The sequence below is a fragment of the Veillonella parvula genome (assembly GCF_032577575.1).
Classification (GTDB): Bacteria; Bacillota; Negativicutes; order Veillonellales; family Veillonellaceae; genus Veillonella.
Window position 1 is genome coordinate 107,759 of sequence record NZ_JAWFVO010000002.1, and the last position, 15,593, is coordinate 123,351.

General features: G+C 39.7%; 10 protein-coding genes and 1 tRNA gene. 4 read left to right on the forward strand and 7 right to left on the reverse strand.

The window, feature by feature from the left end; genetic code table 11:
- Window positions 1-137 precede the first annotated feature (137 nt).
- From E7K77_RS04450 to E7K77_RS04460, 3 genes are all read left to right on the forward strand, one after another.
- The gene (locus E7K77_RS04450; RefSeq protein WP_325306315.1) at window positions 138-3,878 is read left to right on the forward strand and encodes a phosphoribosylformylglycinamidine synthase; all 3,741 of its coding nucleotides are present in this window, start codon (window positions 138-140) and stop codon (window positions 3,876-3,878) included.
- A gap of 165 nt (window positions 3,879-4,043) precedes the next feature.
- Window positions 4,044-5,279, forward strand: coding sequence for an FprA family A-type flavoprotein (locus E7K77_RS04455; RefSeq protein WP_004697979.1), 1,236 nt, complete (start codon window positions 4,044-4,046; stop codon window positions 5,277-5,279).
- A gap of 216 nt (window positions 5,280-5,495) precedes the next feature.
- Window positions 5,496-5,586, forward strand: a tRNA-Ser gene (locus E7K77_RS04460).
- Between the two features lie 96 nt (window positions 5,587-5,682).
- Here E7K77_RS04460 and mmuM read toward each other — a convergent pair.
- The 3 genes from mmuM to E7K77_RS04475 form a co-directional block, all read right to left on the reverse strand.
- Window positions 5,683-6,708: a homocysteine S-methyltransferase gene (mmuM, locus tag E7K77_RS04465; RefSeq protein ID WP_155086419.1), complete on the reverse strand. Its 1,026-nt coding sequence runs from the start codon at window positions 6,706-6,708 to the stop codon at window positions 5,683-5,685.
- A gap of 76 nt (window positions 6,709-6,784) precedes the next feature.
- Window positions 6,785-7,570, reverse strand: coding sequence for a basic amino acid ABC transporter substrate-binding protein (locus E7K77_RS04470; RefSeq protein ID WP_155086386.1), 786 nt, complete (start codon window positions 7,568-7,570; stop codon window positions 6,785-6,787).
- A 351-nt stretch (window positions 7,571-7,921) separates the two neighbouring features.
- Window positions 7,922-9,859 carry an OPT family oligopeptide transporter gene (locus E7K77_RS04475; protein ID WP_004697976.1) on the reverse strand — a complete coding sequence of 646 codons (1,938 nt, stop codon included), beginning with the start codon at window positions 9,857-9,859 and terminating at the stop codon, window positions 7,922-7,924.
- Window positions 9,860-10,108: 249 nt separating this feature from the next.
- Here E7K77_RS04475 and pepT point away from each other — a divergent pair, with 249 nt between their 5' ends.
- Window positions 10,109-11,332, forward strand: coding sequence for a peptidase T (gene pepT / locus E7K77_RS04480; RefSeq protein WP_287526485.1), 1,224 nt, complete (start codon window positions 10,109-10,111; stop codon window positions 11,330-11,332).
- Between the two features lie 77 nt (window positions 11,333-11,409).
- On the opposite strand, the gene E7K77_RS04485 is transcribed toward pepT, so the two are convergent.
- The 4 genes from E7K77_RS04485 to E7K77_RS04500 all read right to left on the reverse strand — a co-directional run bounded on the left by E7K77_RS04485 (window position 11,410) and on the right by E7K77_RS04500 (window position 15,386).
- Window positions 11,410-12,660 (reverse strand): MFS transporter, encoded by a 1,251-nt coding sequence (locus tag E7K77_RS04485; RefSeq protein WP_287526483.1) that lies wholly within the window; start codon window positions 12,658-12,660, stop codon window positions 11,410-11,412.
- A gap of 259 nt (window positions 12,661-12,919) precedes the next feature.
- Window positions 12,920-13,513, reverse strand: coding sequence for a DNA glycosylase (locus tag E7K77_RS04490; RefSeq protein WP_008602839.1), 594 nt, complete (start codon window positions 13,511-13,513; stop codon window positions 12,920-12,922).
- Between the two features lie 148 nt (window positions 13,514-13,661).
- Window positions 13,662-14,600: a hypothetical protein gene (locus tag E7K77_RS04495; protein ID WP_021147757.1), complete on the reverse strand. Its 939-nt coding sequence runs from the start codon at window positions 14,598-14,600 to the stop codon at window positions 13,662-13,664.
- Between the two features lie 54 nt (window positions 14,601-14,654).
- Window positions 14,655-15,386, reverse strand: a complete 732-nt coding sequence (locus tag E7K77_RS04500) for a sortase (RefSeq protein WP_287509537.1) — start codon at window positions 15,384-15,386, stop codon at window positions 14,655-14,657.
- Between the last annotated feature and the right edge of the window lie 207 nt (window positions 15,387-15,593).

Genomic DNA, 15,593 nt, shown 5'->3' on the forward strand with positions numbered 1-15,593 from the left:
ACCTTCATGAACTTTTCATATTTATTAGTATTTCTAATCTTTTCATTAGTAAGATTATCTTTACTTATAAGTCTAGACCGACTATACTTAATTTGTCAATATCCCATAGGGAATTATATACATTACAGGAGGCTACAATGGCTATACAACGATTATTCGTAACAAAACGAGAATCTTTCAACCTAGAAGCGCAACGCATGTTACAAACCTTACAACAGGAATTATCTATGCCTGCTACAGCTGTGACTATCTATGAGCGATACGACATCGAAAATTTAGATGCAAAAGATCTAGAGTCTGCTAAAAATTTAATTTTTTCTGAACCTCCTGTAGATACTGTATTAGAAGAAATTCCAAATGTACAAGGCTTTGTATTTGCTGTTGAATATGTGCCAGGTCAATACGATCAACGTGCTGATAGCGCAGAGCAATGTATTTCTATGCTCACCCTTACATCCGGCCACATCGTGCGTTGTGCTCGCGTATATGCTATCGACGGCACCTTTACAAAAGAACAAGAAAATACCATCAAGGCCTACTACATTAACCCTGTTGATTCCCGAGAAGCGAGCCTTGACGTACCAAACACCTTAGCTCTCGATTTAGAAGATCCAAAACCGGTGGCAACAATCAATGGCTTTACTATGATGAGCAATGATGATTTAGAAGCTCTCATCAAGAACTACGGTCTTGCTATGACATTGGCAGACCTTCAAATGATTAGACATCAATACGCAGAGGTGGAGCACCGCGATCCTACGATTACAGAAATTCGCCTCTTCGATACATATTGGTCTGACCATTGCCGTCACACTACCTTTATGACTGAGTTAACAGATATTACCATTGAAGACAGCCGCTTCACCGGTTCTATAAAGGGAGCCTTCGAAGAATATATGGAAGGCCGTGCTGAGCTCTACACGACTAAGAAAAAAGCTCGCTCCCTCATGGACATGGCTACATCGGCGGTAAAAGAATTACGCCACGCTGGCAGCCTAACAAATCTCGATGAATCCGATGAAATCAATGCATGTACCATTATCGTACCTGTCGATGTAAACGGCAAAGCCGAAGAATGGTTATTATTGTTCAAAAACGAAACCCATAACCACCCTACCGAAATCGAACCATTTGGTGGCGCAGCTACCTGTTTAGGTGGCTGTATTCGCGACCCATTGAGCGGTCGCGCTTATGTATACCAAGCTATGCGCATCACAGGCTCTGGCGATCCACATACAAAACTTGAAGATACATTGGAAGGCAAATTACCACAAAGAAAGATCACCCAAGAAGCAGCTCGTGGTTACTCCTCTTACGGCAACCAAATCGGCCTTGCTACAGGTGAAGTAAAAGAATATTACCATCCTGGCTACGTAGCAAAGCGCATGGAAATCGGCGCAGTTATCGGTGCTGCACCTCGCAACCAAGTTCGCCGTGAGGTACCAGTTGCAGGCGATGTGGTAGTATTGCTAGGTGGTAAAACTGGCCGTGATGGCTGTGGTGGCGCTACAGGTTCCTCTAAAGAACATACCGTTGACTCTCTATCCACATGCGGTGCAGAAGTCCAAAAAGGCAATGCTCTTACAGAGCGTAAAATCCAACGTTTATTCCGTCGTGGCGAAGTAACGACACTTATCAAACGTTGTAATGACTTTGGTGCAGGCGGTGTATCTGTCGCTATCGGTGAACTAACTGATGGTGTATCAATCAATCTCGACTTAGTCCCTAAAAAATATGCTGGCCTCGATGGTACAGAGTTAGCCATCTCTGAATCCCAAGAGCGCATGGCCTGTGTTATCGCTGCTTCTGATGTAGAGGCATTCAAAGCATACTGCGACGAAGAAAACTTGGAGTGCACAGTTGTAGCTAAGGTAACTGATACAAATCGCCTTGTTATGAACTGGAATGGCGAAACAATTGTAGATATTAGCCGCGACTTTTTAAATACAAATGGTGCAAGTCAACAACAAGAAGCTATCGTAAAAGCTCCTACAGATCGTTCTTACTTCTTGCGCGGTTCTGCTAGTGCAGATAACTTCAAGGAAAAATGGCTCGCAGCCGTATCCGATTTAAATGCAGCATCCCAACAAGGCTTAGCGGAACGCTTTGACAGCACTGTGGGCGCCAATACGGTTCTCATGCCATTCGGTGGCAAATTCCAAAAAACGCCTACCCAAGGCATGGTTGCTAAATTACCGGTTCTAAACGGTGAAACTACAACGGCTAGTATTATGACTCACGGTTTTGTGCCTGAGTTATCTACATGGAGCCCTTATCATGGTGCGCAATATGCAGTGCTTTTATCTGTAGCAAAATTAGTAGCTCTTGGCGGTCGCCGAGAAGACGCATACTTAACATTACAAGAATATTTTGAACGCCTCAACTCCAAAGAATCTTGGGGTAAGCCAGTAGCAGCTTTACTTGGTGCTTATAAAGCACAAAAAGAACTTGAAATCGGCGCTATCGGCGGCAAGGACTCTATGAGCGGTACATTTATGGATCTTACCGTTCCCCCTACTCTCGTATCCTTTGCGGTTGGTACAGCTCATGTAGATAATATTGTGAGCCAAGACCTTAAAGGCGTAGATCACCGACTCGTATTCTTCGATGTACCTCGTACATACGATGACACCCCTGATTGGGATCGATTCAAAGAAAACTGCGATATACTACAAGAACAAATTGAAAAAGGTCGCGTATACTCTGCTTATGTAGTTGATCAAGGCGGCATTCCTGAAGCAGTCACTAAAATGGCCCTTGGCAACAATATTGGTGTTAAATTCGATAAATACGCTGAACGTGGTATCTTCCAACCAGCCCTTGGTTCCTTCATCGTTGAAGTAGATATTACGGCTGTTAATTATCTTTTAGAATTACCTGATGTGAAGGTTATCGGTGTAACCCAAGCCACACCTGTTATCGAATGGGAAGGACAATCTGTTTCTCTCAAAGAAATACAAGCTGCTTATGAAGCACCTCTAAACGATATCTTCCCTATGCATGCACCAAACGGCTTTGGTGAAGCAGTCGCTTACATTCATGATCAACACGCTAAACCTCGCAGCACCTCCCTAGGTGCCAAACCAAAAGTTCTTATTCCAGTATTCCCTGGCACAAACTGTGAATTTGACTCTGCTCGCGCCTTTGAACGGGCTGGTGCAGAAACAGATATCGTGCTTATCCGCAACCAAACTCCAGAACAATTAAAAGAATCTATCGACGTAATCAAAGCTAAATTAGCAGAGTCTCAAATTCTTATGTTCCCAGGAGGTTTCAGTGCTGGTGATGAGCCAGATGGTTCTGGTAAATTCATAGCCACCCTCTTCCGCAACCCATACCTTGCAGAAGGTTTAGAAAACCTCTTGTACAAACAAGATGGCCTTGTATTAGGTATTTGTAACGGCTTCCAAGCGCTCATCAAGTTAGGCTTATTACCTGGTGGACATATTGAAACGTTAACTGCAGATCATCCTACATTGACATACAATACCATTGGTCGTCACTTATCTCGCATGGTCAATACGAAAGTTATTTCCACAAAGTCCCCTTGGATGAGTGATGCTAAAGCGGGAGAAATTTACACGGTACCAATTTCTCACGGCGAAGGTCGCTTTATAGCGTCTCCTCAACAAGTGTTAGAGTTCAATAAAACTGGCCAAATCGCTACACAATATGTAGACTTTGATGGTATCGCCTCCATGGATAGTTGCTTCAATCCTAACCAATCTGTAGCTGCTATCGAAGGTATTTATAGCCCTGATGGTCGCGTATTCGGCAAAATGGCACACTCCGAACGCTGTGGTGCAGGCATCAGCAAAAATATTCCTGGCCAATTAGAAATGCCAATCTTTACATCTGGTGTAAAATACTTCAAATAATTGGTCACTATGAACTTTCATGTGAAAGCCTACTTCTTCAAGTAGGCTTTTTCAATATTGATTTTTTTCGAAAATATTAGTATTATAAATTGATACTATATTTACAGACATGAGTTCTCATGTAAAGCTATACATACCTAGTGTGGGTTAAGAAAGGATTTTATTATGCATTGTGCTCAGAAAATGACTCATAATATCTACTGGATTGGTAGTAATGACTGGACAACAGAACGTTTCGAAAACTTATTTCCTATTCCAAATGGTGTTAGCTATAACAGCTATTTCATCGACGATGAAAAGACTTGTGTGGTAGACTCTGTAGATGCTGAAATTCGTGAAGAGTACTTCGACAACTTGACTCACCTCTTAAATGGTCGTGAACTTGATTACATCGTCGTAAACCATATGGAGCCTGATCATTGCCAAACATTATTGGAAACATTGGAACGGTATCCAAATTGTAAAATGGTAGGTAATGCTACAACATTCCGCATGTTTGAGCAATTCTATAACACTCCAAAACCAGAACAATACCATCAAATTAAAGAAGGCGATGAAATCTGTTTAGGTAAACATACTTTGGTTTCTTACACTATGCCTATGGTTCACTGGCCTGAAGTAACTTGTACATACGAAAAATCTACAGGCACATTGTTCTCTGCAGATGCTTTTGGTACATTCGGTACAGTTAATGGTAATATCTTTGCTGATCAAACCGATTTCGTAGCTACATACGAAGAAGAAGCTCGCCGTTACTATACAAATATCGTTGGTAAATATGGACCACAAGTACAAAATGCGCTTCGCAAAATTTCTAGCCTTGATATCAAACGGATTGCTCCACTTCATGGTCCAATCTGGCGCACCCCTGAATCTATCCAATATATCACACACAAATACTTACATTGGTCCAGCTATACAGCTGAGAAAAAAGGTGTTGTTATCGCTTTTGGTTCCATGTATGGCAATACTCGTGCTATTGCTCAACAATTGGCTAAACAACTCTCCAAACGTGGCGTTACAGATATCAAAATTTACGATGTTTCCAAAACTAATGCTTCCTACATCATCTCCGATGCTTGGAAATATACTAACTTGGTAACTATCGCACCTACATATAACTTGAATCTATACCTTACTATGGAAAACTTTATTCATGAATTAAAAGCCCTTAACTTCCAAAACCATAAAGTATCCATCATTGGTAACCACTCTTGGGCTTCCGCTGCGATGAAAACAATGGTTTCCCATTTCGAAAATGACTTCAAAGACATTGAAATCGTTTCCGAACCACTAGATATCAAATCCTCTTTGAAAGAAGAAGATCTTCCATTAATCGAAAAAATGGCAGACGATATTAAAGCATCCATTGAAGCTGCTGAAATTAAAGACGTATTCTAATACAAGAGCCGCCTATTTAGGCGGCTTTTTCTTTTTATATACCAGATTTATACGCCTAAAACTAAGCTATGATTTTTGGTTTATATCCATTTATTGAGATCAAATACTATATTTTAAAAGCCTTGTAAATATGCAATAATTCTACTATTTTTTTGCTTGACATAAATCTAACTTTTTCATATACTATACAAGTACCTGTTACACAACAAAATACATGGAGAGGTGTCCGAGCGGCTGAAGGAGCATGATTGGAAATCATGTGTGCGGTTATCCCGTACCCAGGGTTCAAATCCCTGTCTCTCCGCCATAGTAAAAGCAGTGCTTTCGCACTGCTTTTTTATTTGCATATAAAGAAAAAGCTATTCGAATTATACTCGAATAGCTTTTTGTATATCACACTATATTAGTTGTGAATTTTCTTTGCAATATCACCGATAATTTCAGGTGTTGTTCTACAACAGCCACCAATGATTTCAGCTCCAGCTTTTCGCCATACCTCAACGTAGTCTACAAATGATGCAGCATCGCCATACCAAGTTTTAGTTTTACTATCATAGCTTTCACCAAGATTAGGATATACAGCAATCGGTTTATCTGTAACGGTACGGATATCTTTTATCAAGGATTCTACATATTCCGGTTTAGTACAATTAATGCCAATCCCCGTAATAGGATGTACCTTGTCGATCATTTGTGCACATTTAATAATGGTTTCGCCACTAGAAACATGGTGCCCATCTTTACAGGAAAAAGCAATCCACCCGGGAATACCTTTTGATGTAAATGGATCAGACATAGCTCTCGCAATAGCAATCGCTTCAGCATAAGACGGTATAGTTTCAAAGGATAATATGTCTGGATGTTCTTCGCAGAATAATGCTAGCCGTGGAATATGGAATATCTCTAGATATTCTGTTTGCACATCAGGATAACCACGGTATTCAGAGCCATCAGCCAAGAAAGCGCCATAAGGTCCTACAGAGGCTGCCACCAACGGTTTAGGTAAAGCACCTTCAGAAAAATATCTACCCCCCTCAGGAGTCTCTTCGCCAAGTTTAATACCACGCAATGTAAGCGCCCCACTCGCCTTTGCTTCTAAAAACTCATTACGAGCTTGCACGGCTAAACGAACAGATAGTTTAACGAGCTCTATCGCTTCTTCCGTTCCATAACCTAAACCTTTAAAGCCTGCTACCGTCGCTTGATAGCCAGAGCTTTGAATGATATCGGCACCCGCAGCTAAATAAGAAATATGTATTTTCTTGATGATATCTGGCTGATCCATGAGAACCTTAGCAGACCACAACTTATGTTGAATATCACAGCCATAACGCTCTAATTCGGTCCCTAAAGCCCCATCTAAGACGAGGGCGCCCTTTTCCTTAATAATATCTAAAAATGCACTTCGTTTAGCCATCATACCACCCATTCTATACATACCTCTTATAACACGAGGCTTACCTAGCATATTATATCAAATAATACATTCTGGTACTATCTACAAACTATTTTAATACCTCTGCTGGAGGCTCCTTACCAAACCATTTCTTATAAATTTCTGCATATTTACCGTTTGCTTTGATCTTAGCCAAACCATCATTGATTTTGTTAAGCAACTCTGTATTGCCTTTTTTCACAGCAATACCTAGTGGTGCCGCATCATAGTCCTCTCCAGTAACCTTTGCGATACCTTTGCCCTTACCATTAACATAATATTCGTTTACTGGTGTATCATTGATAACTACATCGACGCCTTTATTTTGCAATTCTAAGAACGCATCGACAATAATATTAAACTGACGTACATCGGCATTGGGAATCTTGCTAGCAATCTCTGCACCAGTAGAGCCGATGGATACACCAATGCGTTTACCTTCTAGATCCTTAAAGCTATTAATATTGGTGTTATCAATGTTTACAACGAGACCATTACCTGCAATATAGTACGGTTTACTAAAATCAACGGATTTTGCACGTTCTTCAGAAATAGTCATATCCGAAATAGCGATGTCGATGGTGTTACTTTGTAATGCTGGTAAAAGCGCATCAAAGTTTAGATTTTGAATATCTGCTTCTATGCCCTCTTCGTTTGCAATCGCATTGATAATATCAATATCAAATCCAGCTAATTTACCACTATCTTTGTCTTTAAAACCAAATGGTGCATAGGTCGCATCAGTACCTACGCGCCATGTCTTCTGACTATTACCCGCATTACCACAGCCAGCGATTAATAAACTACTAGCAATAGTGAAAGCCCCTAATAGAGCTGCTATTTTCTTAAATTTCATATTATTACCCTTACTTCTCTCCGTTCTATCTAGAAACAGATTTTTCCTTAATTAACTAATATATTTATACTTACACTTATGAGCATAATAAAAATAATACCTCTAAAGGTATTATAGTTTTATGATAACATTCGATATAGTAAGGGTCAACAAATCCAACTATACCAATAGGTATTGAATTGATATAGTTTTTAGCTATATCGAAAATAACATTCCTAAGTATATAAAAAGACCGCCTTTACCAAGCATAGATGAAACTTGATAAAGGCGGCCATCTCCAAAATGGAGGATTCCTGGTTATTTATAGAATAAATAAGCTATTCAATTCATTTAGGATATATAGTATGTAATTTATTTAGCATGTTTAGCTTTTATATACATAGCTACCTTGTACAAGAACGTACAGAGTAATAAATACATTACGATACTGAGATATGTCGCTTCAGGTGTTTCTACCCAAGCTTGAGCAAATACATCAACACCTGCAATACGAAGCACTGCACTAAACAAGGAGCCAATAGCACCACCAGCTACGAGACCAGAGGCAATTGTACTACCTTTGGAGAAGCGAAGATCTGCCAATTCTTTGTCTTTTGTACTATTTTGTACAAGATACGCAATCAAACCTCCGATAAGTAATGGTGTATTAATTTCCATTGGCAAGTATGTGCCCAAGGCAAATGCCAACGGTGGAACTCTTACCATCCACAAGATGATTGCAAATAATGCGCCAGCCATGTATAGAGGCCATTGAGCACTACCACCAGTCATCATTGGCTCAATGATGGCAGCCATAGCGTTCGCTTGAGGTGCATTTAATGCATGATCTCCTACAAATCCATAAGCATCATTCAAAAGAATCATAACACCTACAGAAAGTACGGCACAAAGAATAGTACCAACGATTTGCCATTGTTCCATTTTCTTAGGTGTAGCACCTGTCATATGTGCCACCTTAAGCTCAGACATGAAGTTACCAGCCATCCCAATAGTAGTACCGATAAAAGATGCCATCATGAGGACCGCAATCATGCCGACCTTACCAGTCATACCTGCTGCGGTTAAGCATACAGCGGAGATGATAATCATAAAGATTGTCATACCTGAAACTGGTTCCGTACCTGTATAAGCGATGGAGCTAATCCCCACTACAGACAATAGGAAAGACATAATAAGAACGATTAAGAACGCTACAATTGTTTGTCCGAAGCTTTCAGCATACATAAAATGGAAATATGCTGCAAATAAAACTGTACATAACAAGATGCCAGCACCAATCCAAGATGTAGGTACATCACGTTGTGTACGAAGCAAATTAACATCTACAGTTTTAGAACTAAAGATGTCAAGCACTGCATTTTTAACAACATTTGCTACGACTTTAGACATTGTAATTAGACCGATGATGCCTGCCATAGCGAGCATGCCGATACCAATATGACGAACATAATCAAGGAATACCTTGCGAATTGGGGCCTCCCCTAATGGAACTGCATGGCCGCCAATTTGCATGATATGTTCAGGCGCTAAATAGTACACAATCGGAATACATACAAACCAAGAGAAGAAGGAACCCGCTGCAATGATAGCCGCATAGCGAAGGCCCGTGAAATAACCAAGGCCAAGCAATGCTGCATCAGTATCTACCGCTGCGGTTAGCTTAGTTTGATCTGCAAGGGCTGCCCCCCACTTAAAGGTAGCAGTGCGAATAACCTCTTGCCACCACCCTAAACTATTAAGAATAAAGTCATACACGAGAGCAATTAAACCAGAGCCAAGCATAAGTTTTGCTTTGCTACCTTCATTACTCATCAATACTTCCGCTGCAGCACGACCACTTGGGAACGGATACACATAGTGCATTTCCTCAACGAAATAGCGACGGAACATAACGCATAATAAAACACCTAAAACGCCGCCAAGAATGATAGGAATCGCCATTTGTACGAATGATACATCTGTTACATTCCAGATGTAAAGAGCTGGCAAGAAGAACATAGCCCCTGCTAATGTGTTCGTACTAGAACTAGCGATAGCTTGAATGTGTACCGTTTCGGCAAAAGCATTTTGCCGCTTTAGAATAACTGCTGTACCCATAGCAAGTACAGATACTGGTGCAAAGGCATCTACTGTTTGACCGATTTTCAAACATAAATAGCCAACAGCCAGTGTGAAAACTGCCGCATAGAACAAGCCCCAGAATACTACATATGAATTAATCTCTACGTAATCTTTCTTAGGATCTAACACCGGTTCTATGGGTGGAATGGAACGAACCTCGTCCGACATAGTAAAACCTCCTCACAGAAAAAGTACAAACGTATAACTATTCACCTTTATACTAACACGGTACTACACATGGTTCAATGGTTTTCTATGCACTATGCGAATAAAACAATACACCCCCTATAAATAATTATTTTGCATTTTTGGCGTCCCTGTTCTACAATGAAAGTATATTAAGAATCTCTATTATTATGTAACGGTATCGTATACTGCCCTGTATAACACGTATGTTTACTTACGAGGAGGCTCATTATGGAATCAATGGTCGAACGTTTTGTACGCTATACGAGCATAAATACACGGTCTAATGAGGAAAGTACAACCATTCCTAGTACTCAAACTCAAGTAGACTTTGCTACGAATGTGCTCGTTCCCGATTTAAAGGCAATAGGTTTAGATGAGGTTATTTATAATCGTGAAAATGGTTTTATCATCGGCACATTACATGCTAACACTGATGAGAAAGCTCCTTCCATCGGCTTCATTGCCCATATGGATACAGCTGATTATAATGCAGAAAATACTAAACCTCGTATCGTAGAAAACTATGATGGTAGTGATATTTGCCTCAACGAAGAACACCAAATCTTCACCCGACGTGCCGACTTTCCAAATCTAAAAAATTACATTGGAAAGTCCTTAGTTGTAACTGACGGTTTAACACTCCTCGGTGGTGACGACAAGGCTGGAATCTGTGAAATCATGGAAGCTCTCGCCTACCTCGTAGCTCATCCAGAAATTAAACATGGTAGAATCATGTGTGCTTTCGGTCCAGACGAAGAAATCGGTACTGGCGCAGACCACTTCGATGTTAAACAATTCCCTGTAGACTATGCTTACACTATTGATGGTGAAAGCCTAGGTCAACTCGAATACGAAACCTTTAATGCCGCAGGCGGTACCGTTATCCTGAAAGGTGTTTCTGTTCACACAGGCACAGCCAAGGGCATTATGATTAACTGTGCTAAACTAGCTATGCAATTTGACGCTTTATTACCAGGAGCAGCTGTTCCTGAGTACACATGTGGGCGCCAAGGTTTCTTTATGCTCATGAGCATGGAAACACAAGTAGATACCGGTAAAATGAACTACATTATCCGCGACCATGACAAAGAACTATTCGAAGCCAAAAAAGCATTCTTCTTACAAGCAGGTCAAACATTGAACGAAATATATGGTCGTGAAGTATGTGAAGTATCTGTAAAAGACCAATACTACAACATGTACGATATCATCAAAGATAATATGGAATGTGTAAATGTAGCCAAAGCAGCTATGGAAAAAGCTGGGATTACACCTATTTGTGATCCTATTCGCGGTGGCACAGATGGATCCAAAATCTCCTTCATGGGCATTCCTACACCCAATATTTTTACAGGTGTAGAAAACCTACATGGCCGTCATGAATTTGCATGTATCGATGATATGAAAAAAGCGGTTGAAGTTATCGTTAATATTGTAAATATTGAAAAATAATAGCATTAGCAAAGCAGTAGTAGATAACAAAAAGGACTATACGAGCCTAGGTTCGTATAGTCCTTTTAATTTACATATTACGCAAGCTTATTATTACGCTTACGATTTATAATTTCTTCCTCTTCAGCGCGAGCTTTTAAAGAAAGATCTCTTTCAGTCCCCACATAACGACCATATAATAAATAATAAGCAACTAGTGCAAGGAGCGCCACAACAACGGTTACATGGAACATACTAGTATAACCTACAACCTCTTTAACAGCGCCTAAAATATAGGGGCCAAAGCCTAGCCCCATGTCCAAGGCAATGAAGTATGTGGATGTGGCAACACCAATACGATGAACAGGTACTATTTTAACAGTAACAGCTTGTCCGTTGGACATAAATGTACCATATCCAAGGCCAACAAACACAGCCGATAAAAGCACAAGCCATGTAGAGTGGGCGATGGATAATAAGAAAATACCAAGTGCTAAGGATACAAAACAAGGATAAAGAACGAAGTTTTCACCCTTCATATCAAACACAATGCCAAGCAATGGTCTTGTTATAGTAATAACTACAGCATATACAACAAAGAAGAAGGTACCTGCCATAATAAGATCTAGATCTTTTGTGTAGGCTGCCATAAAGCCAATAACACCAGAGTAGGCAAAGCCGACTAGAATGGAAACAAGACTGATTGAATTCATCCGTGGTTCAATGTAGTCCGAGATTCTAATGCCCTTATGTGCTTCAGATTCAATACCAAGTTTAGGTTCATTAAATTTCATGATGACAGAGCCAATACCGCAAAGGATGATAAGTGCAACACAGAATGCAATGATAAAATCATAACCAAGACTATGAAGCATCAAGATACCTAAGAATGGCCCTACTGCAGCGGCGAGAGAGGTAGATAAGCCATAATAGTTAATCCCTTCCCCACGGCGTGACATAGGAATAATAGCAGCTATGATAGTACTTGTAGCAGTAGATGTAATACCATAAGCAAAACCATTTAAGAAACGAACACTATCAAGCATTAGTAAATTAGGTGTGTAGAAATACATAGCCGTTGAAATCAAGTAAATCAATAACCCTAAATAGAGCATCTTGCGACACCCTAGGATACTGATAAACCGTCCTGCCAACAAACGGGCTACAACGGTGCCAATAATATATATACCAACAGCAAGTCCCGCTTGACTAGCCGTAGCATGAAGATTATCTTTTGCTACAACCGCAATAATAACGATTAATAAATAATAAATTAAAAATACCAAGAAATTAATCAAAGTATCAAGGACAAAGGATTTTGTCCACAAGGCCTCCTTAGCCTTATCCATAATATCAACTCCATTTTTTAAATTATTGTCAACCAGTTTGCGACAACGGTTAATTATAAACCTCTCATTTTAAAAAACAAGAATTAAAATATTATATATCTTATCAATTTTATTTATAACAAACTACATATTCACAATAAATATGCATTAATTTCCATTTTAATATCTCATATATTTTTACGATATAAAAACACCTTCAATAGCGACAGATGAGACCAAAAGACTCAAAGCCAACTATTAAAGGTGCTACTTTAAATATTTATTTTGTTTTTAGACCACAAGCTTTGAAGAAATTCTTGTACGCTTCAGCCTTTTTCGGTAGGCTCAACGGATAGGCACGTGATGTAGATGGCAAACGTGTCAATGTCAATTCCCGACCATTAAATACAAAAGGAATTGTTTCACCAGTTTTAGGTAATTTAACCTTTTCTGGTAAAAGGCTCAATAAAATCTCCGTAGCCTTGCCGCCTGTTGTACCAATATGCTTACAGTCAGGGATTTGCTCCAGTACGTCCGCAAGTGGAACTGGTTCAACGACCTTAAGAAATGCATCAGATGCATTCCCTTTTTCGCGAATAGCTTTCAAAACAGTAGGACAAGATGCAATTCCAGCTTCAGACAAAAAGGCTTTAATCTTCTCAGGATCCATCGCTTTTTCCTCACCATTTCTAAAATGATCCTTTTCATCAAAGAATACGAGGCCAAAAACACGCCACATATCATTTTGGAAATTTGGATAATGGAATTCCATAGCACGTTTTGATTGTTCTGGAGGAAATGTGCCCATCATCATGACTGTTGCCTTCTTTGGTAAGAATGGAGGGAATGGTCTTGTTTCAATTGTTTCTGCCATATAGCATCAACTCCTTTCACATTCTAATATGAACTTAATTTTCAATACAATATATGAGATATATCACACATTATAATCCAATTAGCTCCTAGGTGAAAGCAACTAAAGAACTTATTAAAATATATCAATAGACTTACATTATCTATTATTATTGGCCAATTGGTTGAGAAACTAAGGTATTAATATGATCAAAACCAACTGGTGTCGGAGATACGAGATACAAGCAAATTACAGCAGCCACGGCAAAACCGATTGCCAAATAAGAGAAACTGCCATTCCGAGGAAATTCATACATACCAAAGAGGCGTATCCCTATAGCAGCACCAATAGCTGTAATCAAAGACGGTATAGAAAAAATGTTATAAAAGCCGAATACTACCATAAGGCCTGCATAGCCACCTACTACAGTAACCATAGGCAACATGCGATCCATTGGATTTGGAATAGATCGCGTTAGTGCAGCTGGATAATATGAAGCCTCTACGCCAAACATGCCTAAGAATATATTAAAACCAGCCCAAATGCTATCCCATGCGCTTCTAAAAGCATCTCTATGCTTGCCGGCATACCATGCAAAGTCCGTAACGATTAAAATGGCTAAGCCTACACAGACAAAGTAGAATTCACTAGGAATTTTAGGACCTATATAGGCGCCTACAGCTGTTACAACGGCACTCAAAATCGATGCTACTATTACGCGCTGTAAACGAGGCCGTTTATTTTCAGGAATGCGTTTATACACAGTAGCCAATAACTCTAAAACAAAGCAAGCCATAAAAACGGCAATGCCTGCAGCAGGAACAAAGAAGGCGCTTACCAAACTCAAAATAAAGGGAATGCACAGGCGCCATTTAGGGAATAAGACAAGATCTTTATAATCTAAACGAATATCTTGTGTTTCCATAGTGAAGTTGTTGTACACCACAAAAAGCAACATAAAAGCGATTACGTCAACCGCAGTGGCACCCCAAATCAATAAGGTTGGTACTACAACCATTGATAAGGCTACTCCAGAAAGGCGAGATAAGCCAGCAGCCACTAAGCCCAGTAATAAAAACGGTGTTAAAGCAGATATAATTTCGAGCATAATATTCCTCCCATCATTGTATAAATTTAAGTATATAGTATCTACCACACTACATCAAGGAGAGATATATTTTTTCATAGCTAGACGCTTTCGCACAGCAGAGGTAGAGCATCCCATCACCTGTGCAATCTTTGCAACTCCATAACCTTGTGCACGGAGTTTTTTAATCTTATTTTCGTCTAGATCAAGAGTATTTGCCCTTATTTCTATACCTTGCTCTCGCAAATACATCGCCACTGTAGAACCACGTATCCCATAAGCCAATCCAATGTCATCTGTACTCATGTGATGATGAATATATAAATAAGCCATCTCCTCTACGCGCATAGGCTTTCGCGCTTTAGGAAGTAAGCAATTTCCCATATGCCGCAATACATGGTGAACTTTCCATCGCGATATACCATACATACGAGCAATAGCATCTGTACTATTTCCACTTTTATAAGCCCTACATATACGTACTACATCTATAGAGACGTTTTTATTTGATTGCTGACAAACCAATCCATATTCCTTCAAGCGATTCGCCATCGTCGTAATAGACACATCATAACGCTTTGCTAATGAATGGAGCGACCACTTACCGGTCTCATACAAAGCTTGTACATGGACCATATTGATTTCTTTCTTCAGAGGCCTCCGTTCGATATCGTACGCTTTCATACGGCGCATGATGGTATCAACACTACATTGAAAATAATCCGCCACATCGCGAACGCTCCATTGCTTCTCTATATATAATTGGTGCAACAGCTGTTTTGGTATAACACGCACATTTCGATACATAATTTTACCTTTCCTTATAAACGAACTCCTTCCCCTATTATTGTGAAAGTTTCACTAGGAAAAAACAATAAAAAAGAGGTTCCTAATAGTCACATAGGTGACCAATAGGAACCTCTTTCAATATGTAATTATATGCCCCACATTATGATATGTGACAGTATGGTTGCTATACCACATCAGTGCACAATCCGTTATTATTTATGTTCT